Genomic DNA, 19,103 nt, shown 5'->3' with positions numbered 1-19,103 from the left:
GTTGGGCCGACCTAGAACGGTTGGGCGTCGAGGAAGTCCAGGGCGGCGTCGATGAAGTCGAAGGACTTGGGGGTGGCGAAGTGATCGACACCCTTCAGGACCACTAGGCGGGCGTCGGGGAGGGCATCCACGAGCTGATCGGCGGGGTGGGCGAAGTCCTTGTCGCCCACCACCACGAGGGTGGGAACGTTGACACTGCCCAAACAGCTCGTGTCAAAGGCCGTGCGGCTGGCCAGCAACGCGGCCAGGGCCTCCCGGTCGGCCTCGGGGTCGTCGGCCAAGGTGGAGAAGTGGAGGGCCTCGGGGTTCTCGGGGTCGGGCTCGCCGGTCACCGCGTGAAGGATCATGCGGCTGTGGTCCTCGTCTCGCTCGAACAGGTTCTTGCCCACCCCGGACACCACCAGCTTGTGAAATCGCTCGGGCGTCTGGGAGGCGATGGACAACAGGGTGTAGGCCCCTAGCGAGAACCCGACGGCGTCGATGGCCTCTTCGGGGAAGTGATCGATCACGTGCTGCTCGAATTCGGCGTAGCCCTCGGGATGATGGGGCTTGGGGGCGGTGCCGTGGCCCATCAGGTCGACGCCGATCACTTCGCGGCCCGCGTCGGCCAATAGATCGAACCAGGCGTTGTCCCCCCAGGTTCGCCGGGCCGAACCGGCTAGCCCGTGCAGCAGTGCGACAGCAGGTCCTGACATGGCGAGCACCCTAGTGGCTAGCCCCAAAAAGTAGGAGGCCCCAAAAAGTAGGAGGCCCCGAGTAGCCTCCCGGTCGAAACCGGTCGACTTCTCGGGGCCGTCCCGTTCGGTCCCGGCGCTCCGGTTGGCTTGCGCCCTCCGGCTCCCCGGTCCCTACCTCCCAGTTCCTCGCGGCACCTGGCCTCGTTCCCAGCCCTCGGCTTTCGGTGGTGCCACCGACTTCCTCGGCCCGTTCCAGTGGCCTTGCGGAACTCTGTCGAACCCTCACCCTTTCGGGCTCCTGCTCTTCCAGCTACTCCGCTTGTCTCTGGTAGGTGGGCATACCATAGCGCGCAGAAAACCCAGGTCAAGGGGAAAAACAAAATCCACAGGGTTTTCCACCGCTGTGAGTAGAAATCCCCAGGAAACCTAAAATTAACCACAACCTCCAGCCCGATTTCGGGCCGAAATCAGGCACTCACGACCAGGTGCCGCGGGCTATGAGCACCTCTCGAAGCACTGTAGGACGGTCGGTCATGATGCCGTCCACCCCCAGATCCAGCAATCGGTGCATCTCGTCGGCGTCGTCCACGGTCCACACGTGCACCGCCAGCCCCTGGTCGTGAGCGGCATCGACAAACCGCCGATAAACCAGAGGCATGCCCTTGGCCGTAGGGGGCACTTGGGCGCACGCCCCGGCTTTGATGCGCACAGGCAACCCGGTGGCCGCAGCTTGGAGCTGGCCGACCTCTTTCGGGCTGAGACCGGTGCATAGCCGAGGTCCGCCCAGGCGCCGGGCGGTGGCCAGTCGGCGCCCCGAGAACGATCCGACGCACACCCGGTCGATGGCGTTGGCCCGATGCAAGGTGTCGATCAGCGGTTCAGTGGCCTGGTCGTGCTTGGGGTCGACCGCGATCCTGACCTCGGGCCAGGCCTCCAGCAGCTCCTCGAAGCGGGGAATGGCCTGTCCTCCGCCCACCCGCACCGTCTCCAAATCCCGCCACGCCAATTCAGCGATGGACTCAGGGCGACCGCTGAGCCGTTGCAAGCCCTCGTCGTGGAATGCCACCAGTACCTCGTCGCGGGTGGCGTGCACGTCGGTCTCCAAGTAGCGATAGCCAAGCTCGACGGCGGCCGAGAACGCAGCCATGGTGTTTTCCGGCCCCTCCGCGGCCCCGCCCCGGTGGGCGATAGGTATCGGCCCCTCGTGGTCCAAGAACAGCCAAGCGGACACCAGCGAAAGATTAGTTGTCGGGATAGATTCACTACCTGTGGGATGGGAGCCGGCCGAGAGATTCAGGCAACTGCTTGAGCACGAGAAATTCGCCCTCCATGAGGGGGCACTGTGCATTGCCGCCCACGGCTGTCCAGACATGGACCTCGACGCCGAGCTCGACTTGCTCGACTCTCTCGCCGATAGCTGCGACCGCTCCAGTCGAAGCCAAATGCTGCACTCGCTGTTCAGCGAGCTGGGGTTCCACGGCAATCGGGCGGACTACTACGACCCCCGCAACTCGTTTCTAAACGAGGTCATGCGCCGGCGCACCGGCATTCCCATCAGCCTTGCCGTGCTGACCATCGCAGTAGGGGCCCGCACGGGCTTCGAGTTCGAGGGAATCGGACTGCCCGGCCACTTCTTGATCCGGGACCGAACCGAGCCCGACACCTACATCGACGTGTTTGCCGGTGGCGCGCTGCTCGATGCCCAGGGTTGCGAAGAGCTCTTCCACCAGATCACCGGCGGGCAGAAGGGATTTCATCCCGCATTCTTGGCCCCGGTTGACAATTCATCGATCATGGAGCGGATACTGGGGAATCTTCGGGCCATCTACGCCCAGCGCCGGGACTACGCCAATCTGGAGTGGGTACTGGAGTTGCGGACGATGTGCCCCTCGGCGCCTGCTGAAGAGGCAAAGCAGCTTGGTCTGATCAACATGGAGCGAGGACGGTTCGAAGTAGCGGCCCAGCGGTTCGAGGCACTAGCCGAGGCCGCGGAAGATGATGATGAGGAGCAGCTTCGGCACTTGGCCGTGCGCGCCCGGGCCCGCATGAACTAACCGAACCCACCGGTAACCGCCGGTGAACGAGCCCTCGTAGACCGCAAAGTCGGCCTGATAGGGCGGTAGCGTTAATGCCCGTGACCCGACGCACCAAGATCATCGCCACCATTGGCCCGGCGTCGGAATCCCCGCAGATGCTGCGGGCCATGGTGGATGCCGGCATGGACGTGGCTCGCATCGGTTTGGCCCACGGAACGCTGGACGAGGCTCTGACGCGGATGTGCCTCGTGCGCCAAGTGGCCCAAGAAGCCGGTCGGCGGGTGGGTGTCCTGGTGGACTTGCCCGGCCCGAAGGTGCGTACGGCCAGCTTCGGGCAAGAAGGCGTGGAGCTGTTGGCCGATACCGAGGTGGGGATCAGGGTGGGCGACACTTTGAGCACCGCCGAGGTAGTGGAAGTGGACTACGACAACCTCTTTCACGACATTGCCATCGGCGACCAAGTGGCCCTCGGCGACGGACAGGTGCTGTTGGAAATCGCCGACATATCCGGCGACAAGGCCACGGCCCGAGTCCTCCACGGCGACGTGATCCATGGGCGGCCCGGATTCCGCATTCCATCCGACCGCCTCAGCATGTCCACACCCACGCCCGAAGACCTGCGAAATCTGGACGCGTTCGTGAGCAACTCGGTGGACATGGTGGCCGTATCGTTCGTCCGGTCGGGCGACGACATCCGCCGGGTCGGAGTCGAGCCCCATCCCGCCGGCCCGCTGGTCATCGCCAAGATCGAGACCCAGGCAGCCGTGCATAACCTCGACGACATCATTGACGCCTCGGCGGGCATCATGGTGGCTCGCGGCGATCTGGGCACCGAGTGCCTGATGGAGGAAACCCCGCACCTTCAAAAGCGGATCATCCGCGACTGCATTGCGGGCGGTCTACCGGTGATCACCGCCACTCAGATGCTGGACTCCATGGTCCAGGCATCGACTCCGACTCGGGCGGAGGTGTCCGACGTGGCCAACGCCGTGTTCGACGGCACCAGTGCGGTGATGCTGTCGGCTGAGACGGCCATCGGCGCCCACCCTGCGGCCACAGTGGCCACCATGGCCCGAATCGCCGAGCGGGCCGACGAAGAGTTCGACTATGTGCGCTGGGGGGAGAACATCCGCCGTCTGCGCATGACCGACGTGGACGCGCCCACTTCGGTGACCGACGCCATGACCGGGGCGGCGGCTACCGCGGCCAACGAGCTCAACTTGGCGGCCATCGTCTGCATTTCGGCCTCTGGATTCACCGTGCGGTCGATGGCCCGTTTCCGCCCCCAGACCGCCATATTGGGTTTCAGCGCCTCGGAGCGCACCGTCCAGCAGCTGACGCTGAGCTGGGGGGTCACCCCGATGTTGGCCCACGAGGTCGGGAGCTATGAGGCCCGGGTGGCCGAAGCCCTGGACATGGCCGAAGAGGCCGGACACGTCGCACCCGGCGATGTGGTGGCGGTGGTGGCCGGCATGACCGAGGCCACCGATGTCCTGCGCTTGGTGCGCATCCACTGACCGTAGAAGGATTGCGCCATGTCAGATGCGCCGGTGAATCTCACTCGGACGGGGCCGCCCGAGACGATTTTGGATCCCGAGCCGCCCCACGCGGTGGCCGCTCTGGCCGAGGCGATGAGGCTGCCTGAAGACCGCCGAAGGGATGGGGTGGCCGAAGTGGTGGCCCAGTACCCCCGCTTCTTGGACGGCTGGGCCCGCCTGGGACAGCTGGCCCGCGACGACACCGAGGCCTACGCCGCGTTCCGGGTGGGCTACCACCGGGGGCTTGACCGGCTGCGCCAGAACGGCTGGCGGGGATCGGGTTTTGTGCGCTGGGTCCACGAGGTGAACCGGGGCTTTTTGCGGTCCCTGGCGGGATTGCAAGCCACTGCGGCCGCTATCGGCGAACAAGACGAAGAAGAGCGCTGTCGATTGTTCCTCCACCAACTCGACCCATCGTGGCCTCCCCAAGACCTGGAGGCTTGACATGGCGGCACCAGGCGGCACCGGACCCATAGGCCCGTTTCCCGAACATGTCGGGGATGATCCCGAGGACCAAGACTCCTACGACCGCCTCCGCCGGCGAGTGTTGTGGAGCCTGCCCTACGGCCTCTACGTGGTGGGATCGAGAGCGGGGGAGCGCCGCAACGGCATGACCCTCAACTGGGCAACCCAGCTGGCCTTTGAGCCCAAGTTGGTGGGGATCGGAGTGGAGCATCCGGCCTACACCCACGAGCTCATCACCGAGGGCGGAGTGTTCAGCCTGTGCACGATCGCCCGAGATGACCGGGCCATGGTTCGAAAGTTCACCAAGCCGGTGGAGGTGGATCTTGCGGCCATGACCCTCAACGGGTTCGGATTCCACGACGGGGTCACCGGCGCGCCCATATTGGACTGCGCTCCCGCCTATATCGACTGCGAGGTGCGCGACACGGTGGTCACCGGGGCTCACACCCTGTTCATCGGCGAGGTGGTGGACTGCGGCTTCCAGGCCGACGAGGACACCCCCGTCCTCCGCATGGAGGACACCCGTATGAACTATGGGGGATAGAGATCTCCACTGAATTCACTGGTGCAGTGCTCGCCGGAGGCCAGAGCCGGCGAATGGGCACCGACAAAGCGTTCATCGAAGTGGGGGGTCGGTGGCTGATATCCAGTGCCCTGGCCGCACTGGCTGAGGCCTCGCAACGCCTCATCGTTGGCGGGACTGATCCTCGGCTGGAAAGCGCCGCGGCCGCCTCCGATGCCCAGCACGTCGCCGACCGCTGGCCTGGTGAAGGCCCCCTGGGAGCAATGGCCACCGCGTTGGGCCGTGCCCGCCATCCCGTGACGGTGATCTTGCCCTGCGACCTTCCCGCCATCGGCGCTGAAGACGTTGCGGTGCTCGTGCAGGCAGTCATCGAGGCGCCGCCCTCCACGGCTGTAGCGGCGGCGGTGTTCACTGACCAACGCCGCCACTATCTTCCGCTGGCCATCGATACCCAAGCAGCCGCGCTGGCGGAGCATCTGTTCCAATCCGGCCGGCGCGCCGTTGCCTCGCTGCTCGATGAAGCCACCGTTGTCGACGTGCCCGCGCCCGCATCGGCCGTGGCCGACATCGACAGCCCCGAAGACCTCTCATCGGGCCACTAACCTCAGCCGGGTGGAGATTCCTGAAATCGGGGTGGCGGAACTAGCCGCATTGCTGTCAGACGACCTGTCAGACGACATAGTGCTCATCGACGTGCGCGAGCCCGAGGAATACGCCGAAGCCCGCGTGCCCGGCGCGGTTCTCATTCCGCTGGACACGGTCCCCGAACGGGCCGGAGAACTGCCCGATCAGCACCTGTACTTGATTTGCGCCTTGGGTGGGCGCAGCCTGAAAGCCGCTGAGTATCTGACTGCCCTTGGCTGGTCGTGCACCAACGTGGCCGGCGGAACCAATGGGTGGGTGGAAGCTGGCTACCCCTACGACTTCGGGCCGACAGGCGATTGAAGCGCGCTTCCGGCCCCCCCGACCCGATCACCTCTCGGCGCAAGCTGGCGGCGGTGGTGGCCGATGCCTCGGCCGCCGACGCCTATGCCCTGGACACCGAGTTCCACCGAGAGCGCACCTACTACCCCCGGGTGGCGCTGGTTCAGATTGCCTGGCACGACCAGCTGGCCATCATCGACCCGCTGGAAGTGCCCATGGCTGCGCTGGCCGAGCTGCTGGAAGGTGATGGCTTGGCGGTGCTCCATGCCGCCGAACAGGACTTGGAGGTGCTCCAGCACGAGTGCGGCACGCAACCCCGCCGCATGTTCGATACCCAGATCGGGGCAGGATTCATCGGCTACCGCACTCCATCGCTGGCCGCGCTTCACGAGCGCTTGCTGGGAGTGGAACTGCCCAAAGAGGCCCGCATGTCCGACTGGTTCCAAAGGCCGCTGCCCGAGCCCATGCTGGCCTACGCCGCCGCCGACGTGGAGCGCTTGTTGGAGATCAGCGACATGCTGCACCAGGAGCTGCGGGCTCGGGGGCGCCTGGAGTGGGCCGAAGAGGAGTGCGCGCTCCTGCTGGAGCGGGCCGACGCCGGGCGGACCTCCGACAACGCCTGGCTCCGGATCAAGGAAGTCCGCCGCATGGAGGGCCGACCCCGGGCCCTGGCCCAGGCGGTGGCCAAATGGCGGGAGGAATACGCGGCCCGCACGAACCAGCCTGTTCGCCACGTTCTGTCGGATTTGGGGGTGGCGGTGGTCGCCCAGCGCCTCCCCCGAACGCTCAATCAGCTGCGGGATATCCGCGGCGTGGAGCCCCGCAACCTCCGCAAGGGAGCCGACAAAGAGCTGTTGGAATTCGTCGACCAGATTCGAGGCGCAGACCTCGAGATCGAGCCCCGCAAAAGAACGCCCAAACTGGACCCGTCTCTCAAGCCGGCGGTCAACCTCATCACCTCGTGGGCGGCCCAGCACGCCGCCGAAGCCGATCTGGACCCCACCCTGGTGGCCACCCGCAGCGACATCGAGGCGCTGCTCCGGGGCGACCCTGACTGCCGGGCGCTCAAGGGATGGCGGGCCGATATCGTCGCGGCGCCTGTTCAACAGCTATTGGACGGAACCGCGGCAGTAGCCTTCGACAGCCTTGGCAAACTCGTCTTGGAGGAGCGCTCCGGGCGCCCGATATAGGAGGCTGACAGGCAAGATGACAGAGCGAGAATGGCTGGACTGGGACTCTTATGGCCGTGCGGTGCGAGAGTTGGCCGCTCTGGTAGCCGATGACGGATACCGCCCCGAGATGATCTTGGCCATCGCCCGGGGCGGCCTGTTCTGCGCCGGATCGCTGGGCTACGCCCTGTCGATCAAGAACATCTACGTGATGAACTGCGAGTACTACACCGGGGTGGACGAGCGACTTCCTGTTCCGGTGATGCTCCCGCCGGCCGTCGACCTGGTGGACCACCGCAATTCCAAGATTCTGATTGCCGACGATGTGGCCGACACCGGCCACACCCTCAAGATGGTCTACGACTTCTGTGTCGACCGAGTGGGCGACGTGCGCTCAGCGGTGCTCTACGAGAAGTCCCATTCCCTCGTGAAATGCGACTATGTGTGGAAGCGCACCGACCAGTGGATCAACTTTCCGTGGTCCACCGAACCGCCGCTGGTCAGCGCCGAGGAGGCTCGCCACAAGGTGCTGGACGCCTGAGGTGCTGGTCATCCCGGCTCCGGCAATCGGGTCTGTATCGCCAGTTCATGCTGGCAGTGTGCAAAAGCTGGGAGCGGAGTGGTTAGACTGGCCCGCATGAAAGCTTAGGGGGGCGCAGTACCCTCTACTGCCGGTGCCGAAATGCCGCCGGCTCGATATTGCGGAGCCGCCCATGAAAAAGGGACGCCACCGTCGTTACGAAGAAGCCCGCGCGCTGAAGCACACAAGCGACGACTTCGACGTTATGTTCAGGGAGAACGAAGATCCGTGCGTGGAGTGTGGAGCAATTCCCGGGGAGGAGTGCCGCCTTGTCAAGGTGGGTGCCAAGCCTTGGTGCGAGTACCGGGATACGCCTTCAACCGATAGCGTCGACGAGCTTTTTCCTAGCTGACAGCCTCCAAAGCCCCGGTCATACGGCCCCGGTCATACGCCTTCGGTCTCGTCGAGGATCTCGTCCAGCCGAAGGATGTCGTCGGCTCGCACTACTCCTATGAACGTGCCGTCGTCGTCGGTCACCGGAAGTTGATCGGTGTCATTGCCGTCCATCTGGGCCACCGCGTCGCGCAACGTCCACGACGGACGGGCCGTGGGCAGATCACGCCGGGCGATGTCGGCGACCAGCGTGTCGTTCCACGCGTCGCGCTCCAACTCGCTCATCTGCTCCAAGCCGCACATCCCGACGTAGGCCCCACCGTCCACCACCGGCACCTCTCGCTCGCGTCGACCCAGTAGGTGTATGTACACCAACTCGCCCACGGTGGCATCGGGGGGCACGGTGAGGGTGTCGGTGGTGAGCGCGGAGGTGAGCGGCAAGGCGAGCCGGCGCTCCACAAGACCCTCCCGCTTGTCCAACTGGTAGGAGGCCACCGAGCTGGATCCGGCCACCAGCTGCGACACTGCGGCAGCAATGAGCGCCGGGACCACAAACGCGGACGTGCCAGTGCTCTCGGCCACAAACATGACGGCGGTGATGGGTGCCCGGTATCCGGCACCCAAGAAGGCGGCCAACCCCAGCGTGCGGTACAGCCCCATGTCGGCTGTTCCCAAGGCTTGGCCCACGAAGCTGCCCACGATCACCCCTTGAACCGCAAGGGGGATGAACAACCCGCCGGTGCCTCCGGCACCCACGGTGGTCAGGGTGGCGACCACCCGGAAGGCCAGCAAGCTGCCGATGAGCAGCAGCGTGTGCTCGCCACCTCGCAGCCATTCGGTGGCCTCCACCCCGGGGCCCAGGCTCAGAGGCTGGTCGAACACGGCTTCGGTGGCCACCACCAGCCCGGCCAGCACCGCCCCGCCGACCAGGATTCGAACGCCGAAGGGGAACTGCTGCTCCAATTCCTTGGCCTGTCGCACCAGCCAGGCAAATCCCCGGCCGCCCAATCCGGCCACCAAACCGAGCAGCGCGCCCCCGCCCAAGTGGATGATGCTGAGGTTGCTGTCGTGGCTGCCCAGATCGATAACCGGGTCGGTGCCCAGCAAGGCCACGTACACCAGATAGCCCGACGCCGAAGCCAGCAGGGCGGGCAGCAGCGCACGACGGGCCACATCGTCGCGGTAAGGGGCCTCCAATGCGAAGATCACCCCGGTGGCGGGGGTTTTGAACACGGCGGCGATGCCCGCTGCTGCCCCCGCAGTGAGCAGCATTTTGGTCTCTTCCCGGCGCAGCCACCGGGAAAACAATCCCTGGGTGCTCTGACCGACGGTGGCACCGGCATACACCGAGGGACCCTCTAGGCCGACCGATCCCCCCAGGCCAATGGTGGCCACGCCGGCCAGCAGCTTGGCCGGAAGCTGGGACAGGGGCAGTCGGGGGTGGCGCTCGTGGAAGGCCCGCACGTATTCGTCGGATGTCGACGGAGTGGCGCCGCGCCCGAGGTAGCGCAGGATGACCACCGCGCCGAACAAGCCGACAGCAGGAGCGGCCGCCTGCCACCAAAGCGGTCCTTCCAGAAGCCTCTTGAGCAGCACCTCGACGGTGAGTTGTTCGAAGCCGGCGACCAACAATCCGACAAGTGCCCCGGTGACGATGGAAAGCACCATCACGGCGGGAAAGGCTCGGCGCGGCCGGAACGAGGCGAGCAACTCCACGCCCGACCTTGCGATCCTTCCCCCTAGAAGTGCTTGGAGTGCTTGCATCCTGACTGACTCACTGCCGGTATTCTACTGGCGGATGAAGTTTCGGAAGGCCGACCCTTTGATGCGAGATCTTCGGCGAGTGCTGCCCCCCGACCGGGTGAGGATAGCCCCGCTGGAGCGCTCGATTATGGGCCGGGATGCCTCGATTTTTGAAGGAGGACAGGCCGGCCCGGTGTGCTTCCCGATCAATACCGCCGAGGTGCAGGGCTGTGTGGACGCGGCCCGGCACCATGGCCGGGCGGTGGTGCCCCGGGGCGCGGGCACCGGATTGGCCGGGGGAGCGGTGCCCTTGGAGGAGCCGGTGGTGGTGGTCACCACCAAGATGAATCGCCTGCTGTCGGTGGATGCCGACCGGCGAGTGGCCTGGGTGCAGCCGGGCATGATCAACCTGGACCTCAGCCGGGCCCTGGCCCCCCATGGCCTGCACTTTGCTCCCGATCCCTCCAGCCAACAGGTGTGCTCACTGGGGGGAAATGTGGGCACCAACGCCGGCGGCCCCCACTGTTTGGCCCTCGGGGTGACCAGCGCCCATGTGCTGGCCGCCGAAGTGGTGCTCATGTCGGGCGAGGCCGTGGTGCTGGGCGATCCCGACGGTTGGGCCCCCGGGTTGGACCTCCGGGGGGCGTATGTGGGCTCCGAGGGGATGCTCGGGATTACAACTTCCATCGCGGTGCGGCTCACCCCGAATCCGCCCGCAGTACAGACCCTGCTCTTGGCCTTTGACTCAGTTGACGCCGCGGCGCAGACGGTGAGCGCGGTGATCGCCGACGGCATCGTGCCTGCGGCCATCGAGATGATGGACAAGAACATCATCTGGGCAGTGGAAAACTTTGTGGGGGCTGGCTTTCCCACCGATGCGGCTGCGGTGGTGATCGTGGAGGTTGACGGGCTGCCCGGCGGGGTGGCGGCGGAGGCCGATCGAGTGGCCGAGTTGGCCGTCGAGCGGGGCGGGAGTGTCCGTCGGGCGGCCGACGACGACGAGCGGGCCTTGATTTGGAAAGGGCGCAAGAGCGCGTTCGGGGCCATCGCCCAGATCAAGCCCAACTACTACCTGCACGACACGGTGGTGCCCCGAACTCGATTGGCCGAGGTGATGAACCAGGTGTACGAGATCGTCGAAGAGCACGATTTGCAGGTGATGAACGTGTTCCATGCCGGCGACGGCAACCTCCACCCGTTGCTGCTGTACGACCGCCGGGAGCCGGGGGTCATGGACCGGGTGCACGCGGCGGGATCGGCCATCATTGAGGCTTCGCTGGCCGCGGGCGGGGTGCTGTCGGGCGAGCACGGCATCGGCATCGAAAAGCGCGATTACATGCCGCTGATGTTCAGCGAGGCCGACTTGGACGCCCAGGCTCGACTGCGGCGGGCGTTCGACCCCGACGAAATGGCCAACCCCGGCAAAGTGCTGCCCACCGGAGCAGGCTGCGCCGAGGTGAACGCGCTCGACAAGGTTCCCGAGGGGGTGTGGGGCTAGGTGACCGGCGATGAGGCCGGAGAAGAGCTGGAGTCGTTCGCCGCCGAGGTGGGCGACGACGGCCCGGTGGCGGTGGTCGGCGGGCGTACCCACTGGGAGATTGGCGGTCATTGCCCGGAGGAGACCCGCTTGGTGCGGGCTCCGGCTGGAGTGCGGGGTTTCGATCCCGCCGATATGACGATCCGGGTGGGGGCCGGTACGCCGGTGGAAGGACTCGACGCCGCGCTGGCCGAAGCCGGCCAGCGGGCCAACCTGCCGGTTTTGGCAGGAGCCACCGTGGGCGGTGTGCTGGCTGTGGGCCGTGATGACGTGCATGCTCTGGGCCGAGGGCGGCTTCGCGACGCCCTGTTGGAGGCGGTCTACGTGGCCGACGATGGGCGACTGGTCAAAGCAGGCGGGCCGACCGTCAAGAACGTGTCGGGCTTCGACTTGTGCCGCCTTCTGGTGGGATCGCTAGGCACGTTGGGATTGCTCGGTGAAGTGATACTGCGCACCTGGCCCCGGCCGGCGGTGCAGCAATGGCTGGCGGGACCGTGCGATCCGACGGAGCTGCGTCGCAGCCTGTACTGGCCGTCTTCCATCCTGTGGGACGGCCAAATGACATGGGTCCATTTGGAGGGCCACGAATCGGATGTGGAGTCCGAGACCGAACTGGCCCGCTCGCTGGGATGTGAGCCCACCGATGGACCGCCACCTCTGCCGGCCTATCGGGTGCCGACTGGAGCGCTGGAGGCTGAGGGGTTTCCGGGCAGTTTTCTGGTGCAGATCGGTACCGGGATGGCCTATGTGTCTGAGCCCTGCCCGGATCCCGACCCTGACGCGACGGTAGTTGCTCTGCATCAACGGTTGAAAGCGGCGTTCGACCCCCGAGGTCGGCTCAATCCCGGGCGCGATCCACTGGCGGCGGGATGACGGCGAAGATATCGCTCGGAATCGATCCCGAGGAGCTGGCTTCCTGTGTGGCGTGTGGGCTGTGTTTGCCCCACTGCCCGACATTTCGGGTGACCGGCGAAGAGTGGGCCTCGCCGCGGGGGCGCATCAGCGCCATGCGGCAGGTGCAAGACCATGGCATGGCCGTGGACGAGGCCTTCTTGGCCTCGATGGACTCGTGTGTGCAGTGCCGGGGATGCGAGCCGGCCTGTCCATCCGGGGTGCCCTTCGGCTCGATGATGGAGGCCACGCAAGCTGAATTGGCCCGACGGCGGCGCGTGGACTGGCGCCGGTGGGGATTCCGAGTTCTCGGCCATCGCCGGCTGTTGAATCTGCTGTCTAGGGGGCTGGCCGTGGTCCAACGGCTGAGGCTGGTGCCGTCGAAACGGCTGGGGCTGCCCAAGATTCCCCTGGCGCAAGAGCGGCTTCGAACGACCGGCGACGACGTATGGCTGTTCACCGGCTGCGTGATGGACGCTTGGCAGCGATCAACCCATGCCGCGGTGAAGCGGGTGGTGGAGTCGGCCGGCGCCGGGGTGGCCCTGCCCGGGCCAGGAGCGGCGTGCTGCGGAGCGTTGTCGCTCCATGCTGGTTTGGAAGATCATGCCCACGCCCTGGCCGCCCGAACGATGAAGGCCCTGGAGGGTTCAGCCCCGATTCTGGTGGACTCGGCCGGTTGCGGAGCTGTTCTCAAGGAGTACGGGAAGCACTTGGGCACCCCAGAGGCCGTCGCCTTCAGCGAGCGGGTGCAGGATGTCCACGAGTGGCTGGCGACCCACGCCGACCAACTGCCATCGGCAGGGAACCGAGACGAGGATTTTACCGTCGCGGTCCACGACCCCTGCCACCTGCGCCATGTGCAGCGGACCCACCAGCCGGTGGCCGAGGTGTTGGCCCGCTACGCCACGGTGGTAACCCTGGACGACGAAGGCCTGTGCTGCGGTGCGGGCGGCGCCTATGCCGCCATGCAACCGGAGCTGGCCAAATCGATTGGGGAGCGCAAGCTGGAGGCCATCGACCGTTCCGGCGCCAATATAGTGGCCAGCGCCAACCCCGGCTGCACCATCCATTTGGCCAACGCTGGGGTAGCCGTGCGCCACCCCCTAGAAATCGTGGACGAAGTTCTAACCCATGACCGCTGAGCACATCCGCACCCAGCTCGAGCACATCGCCGAACAACTCGACGACCTGGCCATGTCAGTGCTGCGCGACGCCGTGGAAGAAGGCGCCACAACCCGCCCCGAAGAAGAGAAAAAACTAACCCGAGCCCGCCGGTCAGTAGAAAAGGCGATCTCGATCCTGGAGGACTAGGCGTTGGCTATCTCGTCGTACAGGGTGGTTCGTTGGCGGAGGGGGCGGCCTAGGGGGGTGCAGAGGGCTTGGAGGTCGTCTTCGGTGGCTTCTTGGCCGTGGGAGGCGCCGGCGGCCCTTGAGATGTTCTCGTTGATGAGGGTGCCGCCTAAGTCGTTGACGCCGGCTTGGAGCATCTGGGCCGCGCCGGCCATGCCGAGCTTGACCCATGAGGCCTGGATGTTGTGGATCCAGCCGTGGTAGGCGATGCGGCCCACGGCGTGCATCAGCAGCGCTTCTCGGAAGGTGGGACCTCGACGGGACCGGCGTTGCAAGTAGATGGGAGCGGCCATGTGAACGAAGGGCAGCGGCACGAACTCGGTGAATCCGCCGGTTTCCTTCTGGAGCTCGCGGGTGCGGACCAGGTGGCGAGCCCAGTGGACCGGCTGTTCGACCGTGCCGAACATGATGGTCACGTTGGATCGGAGTCCCAGGCCGTGGGCAGTGCGGTGGGCCTCCAGCCACTCGCCGGTGTCGATCTTGTCGGGGCAGATCACCGCCCGGACCTCGTCGTCGAGGATCTCCGCCGCGGTACCCGGCAAAGAACGCAGCCCGGCGTCCATCAGTCGGCGCAGATATTTGGCCAGCGGCTCTTCCAGTCGGCGGGCGCCCTCAGTCACCTCAAGAGCAGTGAAGCCGTGGACATGGATGTCGGGCACGGCGTCCTTCACCGCCCGGGTCACGTCGATGTAGTAGTCGCCGTCGAAATTGGGGTGGATGCCGCCTTGGAGACAGACCTCGGTAGCCCCGGCATCGGCCGCCTCCACGGTGCGCTCGGCAATATCGTCCAAGCTCAGCAGGTAGGGGTCGCCTCGCAGGTTGAGCGATAGCGGCCCCTTGGAGAAGCCGCAGAACCGGCATTTGAACGTGCACACGTTGGTGTAGTTGATGTTGCGGTTGGACACCCAGGTGACCTCGTCGCCCACCGCGGCACAGCGGAGCTCGTCGGCCAGCGCGGCCACTGCTTGGACTTCGGGCCCGCGGGCGCTGAACAAGGTGACGATCTCGTCCACCCCAACCTCTTGACCAGCCCGGACTCCAGCGACCACCTCGCCCACTGCTCCGCCGGCAGTGGCGTGTCCCGCGGGGGCACCGTTGGTAGCAGGCGCGGCCAACAGCATCGGTGGCTGGGCATCAGCACCGGAGTACCAGCCCAAGTCATTGGGCCGCCCGAGGCCCTCGGCATCGCTGCGGTCCAGCATCGGGAATCGCATGTCCTCATCCAGCCACCGGCCAGAGTCGAGGGTGTACTCGGGATACACGGTCAGCCGGGGGGCCAAGGCGAACCCCTTGGCCTCGGTGACCGCTCGCAAACGTTCGAGGGCCGGCCAGGGGCGCTCGGGGTTCACGTGGTCGGCGGTCACCGGGGATACCCCTCCCCAGTCATCGATGCCCGCATCGAGCAGCCGACCGAAATCGTCAGAGAGATTGGGCGGGGCCTGAAGGTGGATCTCCTCGGGCAGGATCAGGCGAGCCAGGGCGATGGCCTCCATGTACTCGTCGCCATCGCAAGGCGGGGCCCCGTGCATGGCGGTGCCCGGCTTGGGCAGGAAGTTCTGGACGATGACCTCTTGAACATGGCCCCAACGCCGATGGGACTCGGCGATGGCCTCCAGAGCGTCGACCCGGTCGGCCCGAGTCTCACCGATGCCCACCAGGATTCCGGTGGTGAACGGGATGGCCAGTTGGCCAGCGGTTTCCAGGGTGGCCAGCCGCCGCTCGGGGGTCTTGTCGGGCGATCCTCGATGGCAGTCCAGGTCGGCCAGCGTCTCCAGCATCATCCCCTGCGATGGGGCGGTCTTGCGGAGCAGGGCCAACTCCTCGGGGTAGAGCGCGCCAGCATTGGCGTGGGGGAGTAGCCCGGTCTTTTCCACCACCAGGCGGGCGGTGTGGGCCAGATAGTCCACCGTAGAGGCAAAGCCGTGGGTCTCCAGCCACTTGGCGGCGTCGGGGTAGCGCAGCTCGGGGCGCTCGCCCAGGGTGAACAGCGCCTCGTGGCAACCGGCGGCCGCGCCCGATTCGGCAATGGCCAGCACCTCGTGCTCGCTGAGGTACGGCGACTCCAATCGGGCAGGCGGCTGAGCGAAGGTGCAATAGCCGCACTTGTCCCGGCACAGCATGGTGAGGGGGATGAACACCTTGGGGGAATAGGTGATCCGAGTGCCGTGCACCCGATCTCGCACCGCCCGGGCCCGGGCCATCAGGTCATCGAGGCTCAGTTCCAGCAGGTCTCGACTGGTTGGCGTGGCGATTGTCACCGAGCGCCTTCCATTAACCGGTCGGCGGTGGTGGTCAAGCTTTCGAGCAGATCGTCAAATGACTTCACGAATGCCGACACCCCCTCGTCCTCCAGCCGGTCGGCCACGGCTTCCAGATTCACACCGACGTCGGTGACTCTATCCAGAACCGCCTGGGCCGCGTCGGGGTCGGCGTCCACGGTGCGGGCCAGCGTGCCGTGGTCGGTGAACGCCTCCAGGGTTGCGTCGGGCAGCGTATTCACGGTGTCGGGTCCGATGAGCTGATCGACATAGAGGGTGTCAGGATAAGCCGGGTTCTTGGTGGAAGTGGAAGCCCAAAGCGGCCTTTGCACCCGCGCCCCCCGTGCGGCCAAGGCCTCCCATCGGGGTCCGGCAAACTTCTCTTTGAAGATCTGGTAGGCCACCTGGCCTTGGGCCACCGCAGTTTGACCTCGCAAGGCCAGGGCTTCGGGGGTACCAATGGCCTCGAGCCGGCGGTCGACCTCGGTGTCGGTGCGGCTGATGAAGAACGAGGCCACCCCGGACACCGACGACAAGTCGCCCTCGCAGGCCTCCAGGCCACAGAGGTAGGCCTCGATGACCTGGGCGTAGCGGGTCAGGGAGAACAAGAGGGTCACGTTGACACTGCGGCCCTCGGCCGTCATGGCCTGGATGGCGGGCAGGCCCTCAGCAGTGCCGGGAATCTTCACGTACAGATTGGAACGGTCAACCCGCTGGTTGAGCGCCCGGGCCGCGGTCAGGGTGCCCTCGGTGTCGCGGGCCAGCTTGGGATCGACCTCCACCGAGACGAAGCCGTCGACGCCGTTGCTGGCCTCATGAACCGGGGCCAGCGCGTCGATGGCGCCGCCGATGTCGGTTAGCACGAGCTCCCAGTAGGCATCGGCAACGCTCAGACCGTCGGACAGCAGCTCGGCGAACTGCTCGTCATAGTCGGTTCCCGAGGTCATGGCCTTCTGGAAAATGCTGGGATTGGAGGTGAGCCCCCGGACCCCGCGCTCGACCCAGCGGACCAGTTCCCCGTTGTCGATCCAGTCCCGGCGCAGATTGTCCAGCCAGGGACTCTGGCCGTGGTGGCGATACAGGTCGTGGAGACTGCTCATTGTCGTTACTCCTGACTCTCGATCAGGGCCGCCGCTTGGGCCGCCACATTGGCCGAGTTCATGCCCAGCTTGTCCAGCACCACCGAACCTGGGGCCGACGCCCCGAACCGGTCGATGCCCACCGGGAGGTCCACCCACCTCTCCCAGCCCAGGGTCACCCCCGCTTCCACCGACAGCTTGGGCACGCCGGGCGGGAGCACCTCGGCCCGGTAGGCGGGACCTTGGGCGGCGAACAGCTCCCAGCAGGGCATCGAGACCACTCGGGCGGCCACGCCCTGCTCTTCCAGAGCGGCGGCCGCGGCCACGCATACCGACACCTCGCTGCCGGTGCCCACCAGGATCACGTCGGGGTTGGGGCCGTCCACCAGGGTGTAGGCCCCTCGGGCCACGCCGTCGGTCGCTGCGGTCCCCTCCAGGGTGGGCACATTCTGACGGGTCAGGATCATGGCGCTGGGGCCGTCCAAATCCACGGCCAGCCGCCATGCCTGGGCCACCTCGTTGCCGTCGGCCGGTCGGAACACCCGCAGGCCGGGGATGGCCCGCAGCGACATGACGTGCTCAATCGGCTGGTGGGTGGGGCCGTCCTCGCCGACGCCCACCGAGTCGTGGCTCCAGACGAAGATGCTGTGGGCCTCCGACAGCGCGGCCAACCGCACCGCGGGCCGCATGTAGTCGCTGAACACCAGGAAGGTTCCGCCCACGGGCACCAGCCCGCCGTGCAGGGCGGCGCCGTTCAGCACCGCACCCATGGCGTGCTCCCGGATGCCGAAATAAAGCTGGCGGCCAGCGGGATGGGCCGAGTTGAGCGGGTCGGCATCGGAGAGGCTGGTGCCGGTGTTGCCGGTCAGGTCGGCGCCGCCGGACACCAAGCCGGGGACCACGTCGGCCATGGCATTGAGGCAAGCGGAGCTGGCTTTGCGGGTGGCCACCGACTCGCCGGCCGGCCATGACGGCAGCTTGTTCTCCCAGCCCGCCAGGCCCCGGCCGGCCAGGCAGGCCTCATACTCCGAGCGCTGGGGGCCGAGGGCTTCCACCCGCTGCTGCCAGGCCGACCGCTCAGCGGCCCCCCGGCGGCCAGCAGCCCGATAGGCATCGACCACATCGGCCGGCACATAGAAGGACTCGTCGGTGGGCAGCCCCATCACCGCCTTGGTGGCGGCGATCTCGTCGTCGAACAGCGAGTAGCCGTGGGCCTCATGGTTGTCGGTCTGACCGGGGGAGGGATAGGCCACATGGCTGCGCACGATGACCATCGACGGGGCGTCGTCAACTGCCATAGCCGTTCGGATGCCTGCTTCCAGAGCGTCAAGGTCGTCGGCCGCCTCGCCCAAGTCCACAACGTGCCAGCCGTAGGCGGCGAACCGCTGGGCGGCATCGTCGGACAAAGAGAGATCGGTGGGCCCGTCGATGGTGATCCGGTTGTCGTCGTAGATGCAGATCAGCCGGTCGAGACGCTGGTGCCCGGCCAGTGAGGAGGCCTCATGGCTGATTCCCTCGGAGAGATCTCCGTCGCTGCACAGGGCAAACACTCGGTGGTCGCAAATATCAGCGCCAAAGCGGTGGCGCAGCCAGCGCTCGGCGACCGCCATACCCACCGCGTTGGCGATTCCTTGACCGAGTGGCCCAGTGGTTACCTCCACCCCTGCGGTGTGGCCCACTTCGGGATGTCCCGGGGTCTGGCTGCCCCATTGGCGGAAGTCCCGCAGGTCTTCGAGAGTCAGCCCCTGGCCAGTCAAATGGAGCATGGAGTAGAGCAGGATCGAGGCATGACCGGCACTGAGGACGAACCGGTCACGATCGGGCCAAGCCGGATCGTCGGCGTCGTAGCGCATTATGCGAGTCCACAGCACATGGGCCAGCGGGGCCATGGCCATGGCGGTTCCCTGGTGCCCGGAGCGGGCTTGGTGGGGAGCATCCATGGCCAGGCCTCGGATGACGCTGATGCCCTGGGCTTCGAGAGCAGCGGGGTACGCAGCCAT

Annotated in this window: 18 protein-coding genes; 12 read left to right on the top strand and 6 right to left on the bottom strand. The window is 66.4% G+C overall.

The features are described from left to right. Positions 1-11: 11 nt before the first annotated feature. Both ACOGJC_RS15415 and ACOGJC_RS15410 read right to left on the bottom strand, forming a co-directional pair. Positions 12-695: an alpha/beta fold hydrolase gene (locus ACOGJC_RS15415; RefSeq protein WP_419845880.1), complete on the bottom strand. Its 684-nt coding sequence runs from the start codon at positions 693-695 to the stop codon at positions 12-14. Between the two features lie 457 nt (positions 696-1,152). Continuing rightward, on the bottom strand, positions 1,153-1,908 hold the full coding sequence (locus ACOGJC_RS15410) for a glycerophosphodiester phosphodiesterase (protein ID WP_419845879.1): 756 nt from the start codon (positions 1,906-1,908) through the stop codon (positions 1,153-1,155). Between the two features lie 37 nt (positions 1,909-1,945). Here ACOGJC_RS15410 and ACOGJC_RS15405 point away from each other — a divergent pair, with 37 nt between their 5' ends. From ACOGJC_RS15405 to ACOGJC_RS15370, 8 genes are all read left to right on the top strand, one after another. Then, complete coding sequence (locus ACOGJC_RS15405) at positions 1,946-2,731, top strand: SirB1 family protein (RefSeq protein WP_419845878.1); 786 nt, start codon at positions 1,946-1,948, stop codon at positions 2,729-2,731. An 80-nt stretch (positions 2,732-2,811) separates the two neighbouring features. Continuing rightward, on the top strand, positions 2,812-4,230 hold the full coding sequence (gene pyk, locus ACOGJC_RS15400; protein WP_419845877.1) for a pyruvate kinase: 1,419 nt from the start codon (positions 2,812-2,814) through the stop codon (positions 4,228-4,230). A gap of 18 nt (positions 4,231-4,248) precedes the next feature. Continuing rightward, complete coding sequence (locus ACOGJC_RS15395) at positions 4,249-4,695, top strand: DUF3151 domain-containing protein (protein WP_419845876.1); 447 nt, start codon at positions 4,249-4,251, stop codon at positions 4,693-4,695. 1 nt (position 4,696) lies between these two features. Further along, on the top strand, positions 4,697-5,260 hold the full coding sequence (locus ACOGJC_RS15390; protein WP_419845875.1) for a flavin reductase family protein: 564 nt from the start codon (positions 4,697-4,699) through the stop codon (positions 5,258-5,260). Positions 5,261-5,286: 26 nt separating this feature from the next. Beyond that, on the top strand, positions 5,287-5,841 hold the full coding sequence (gene mobA / locus ACOGJC_RS15385) for a molybdenum cofactor guanylyltransferase (protein ID WP_419845874.1): 555 nt from the start codon (positions 5,287-5,289) through the stop codon (positions 5,839-5,841). A 10-nt stretch (positions 5,842-5,851) separates the two neighbouring features. Beyond that, positions 5,852-6,184, top strand: coding sequence for a rhodanese-like domain-containing protein (locus ACOGJC_RS15380; RefSeq protein WP_419845873.1), 333 nt, complete (start codon positions 5,852-5,854; stop codon positions 6,182-6,184). Then, entirely contained in the window at positions 6,181-7,353 is a 1,173-nt protein-coding gene (locus tag ACOGJC_RS15375; protein WP_419845872.1) for a ribonuclease D, read from the top strand. The genes ACOGJC_RS15380 and ACOGJC_RS15375 overlap by 4 nt, the downstream gene beginning before the upstream one ends. Before the next feature lie 16 nt (positions 7,354-7,369). Next, the gene (locus ACOGJC_RS15370; protein ID WP_419845871.1) at positions 7,370-7,873 is read left to right on the top strand and encodes a phosphoribosyltransferase; all 504 of its coding nucleotides are present in this window, start codon (positions 7,370-7,372) and stop codon (positions 7,871-7,873) included. Positions 7,874-8,296: 423 nt separating this feature from the next. Here ACOGJC_RS15370 and ACOGJC_RS15365 read toward each other — a convergent pair whose 3' ends face one another. Next, a complete protein-coding gene (locus ACOGJC_RS15365; RefSeq protein ID WP_419845870.1) occupies positions 8,297-9,961 on the bottom strand; it encodes a chloride channel protein in 1,665 nt (554 codons plus the stop codon). An 82-nt stretch (positions 9,962-10,043) separates the two neighbouring features. Here ACOGJC_RS15365 and ACOGJC_RS15360 point away from each other — a divergent pair, with 82 nt between their 5' ends. The 4 genes from ACOGJC_RS15360 to ACOGJC_RS15345 are packed head-to-tail and all read left to right on the top strand — an operon-like array spanning position 10,044 to position 13,727. Next, positions 10,044-11,486 carry an FAD-binding oxidoreductase gene (locus tag ACOGJC_RS15360; protein ID WP_419845869.1) on the top strand — a complete coding sequence of 481 codons (1,443 nt, stop codon included), beginning with the start codon at positions 10,044-10,046 and terminating at the stop codon, positions 11,484-11,486. After that, on the top strand, positions 11,487-12,398 hold the full coding sequence (locus ACOGJC_RS15355) for an FAD-binding protein (RefSeq protein ID WP_419845868.1): 912 nt from the start codon (positions 11,487-11,489) through the stop codon (positions 12,396-12,398). After that, the gene (locus ACOGJC_RS15350) at positions 12,395-13,558 is read left to right on the top strand and encodes a (Fe-S)-binding protein (protein ID WP_419845867.1); all 1,164 of its coding nucleotides are present in this window, start codon (positions 12,395-12,397) and stop codon (positions 13,556-13,558) included. The genes ACOGJC_RS15355 and ACOGJC_RS15350 overlap by 4 nt, the downstream gene beginning before the upstream one ends. After that, positions 13,548-13,727, top strand: coding sequence for a hypothetical protein (locus tag ACOGJC_RS15345; protein WP_419845866.1), 180 nt, complete (start codon positions 13,548-13,550; stop codon positions 13,725-13,727). The genes ACOGJC_RS15350 and ACOGJC_RS15345 overlap by 11 nt, the downstream gene beginning before the upstream one ends. On the opposite strand, the gene cofH is transcribed toward ACOGJC_RS15345, so the two are convergent. The 3 genes from cofH to tkt are packed head-to-tail and all read right to left on the bottom strand — an operon-like array spanning position 13,724 to position 19,103. After that, entirely contained in the window at positions 13,724-15,967 is a 2,244-nt protein-coding gene (cofH, locus tag ACOGJC_RS15340; RefSeq protein ID WP_419848252.1) for a 5-amino-6-(D-ribitylamino)uracil--L-tyrosine 4-hydroxyphenyl transferase CofH, read from the bottom strand. The two genes, ACOGJC_RS15345 and cofH, sit on opposite strands and share 4 nt — an antisense overlap. A gap of 53 nt (positions 15,968-16,020) precedes the next feature. After that, on the bottom strand, positions 16,021-17,124 hold the full coding sequence (tal, locus tag ACOGJC_RS15335; protein ID WP_419845865.1) for a transaldolase: 1,104 nt from the start codon (positions 17,122-17,124) through the stop codon (positions 16,021-16,023). A gap of 5 nt (positions 17,125-17,129) precedes the next feature. Next, positions 17,130-19,103 (bottom strand): transketolase, encoded by a 1,974-nt coding sequence (tkt, locus tag ACOGJC_RS15330; RefSeq protein ID WP_419845864.1) that lies wholly within the window; start codon positions 19,101-19,103, stop codon positions 17,130-17,132.

The organism is Candidatus Poriferisocius sp., from assembly GCF_965204015.1.
Taxonomy (GTDB): domain Bacteria; phylum Actinomycetota; class Acidimicrobiia; order Acidimicrobiales; family Bin134; genus Poriferisocius.
This window is presented reverse-complemented; position numbering and strand designations above follow the sequence as displayed.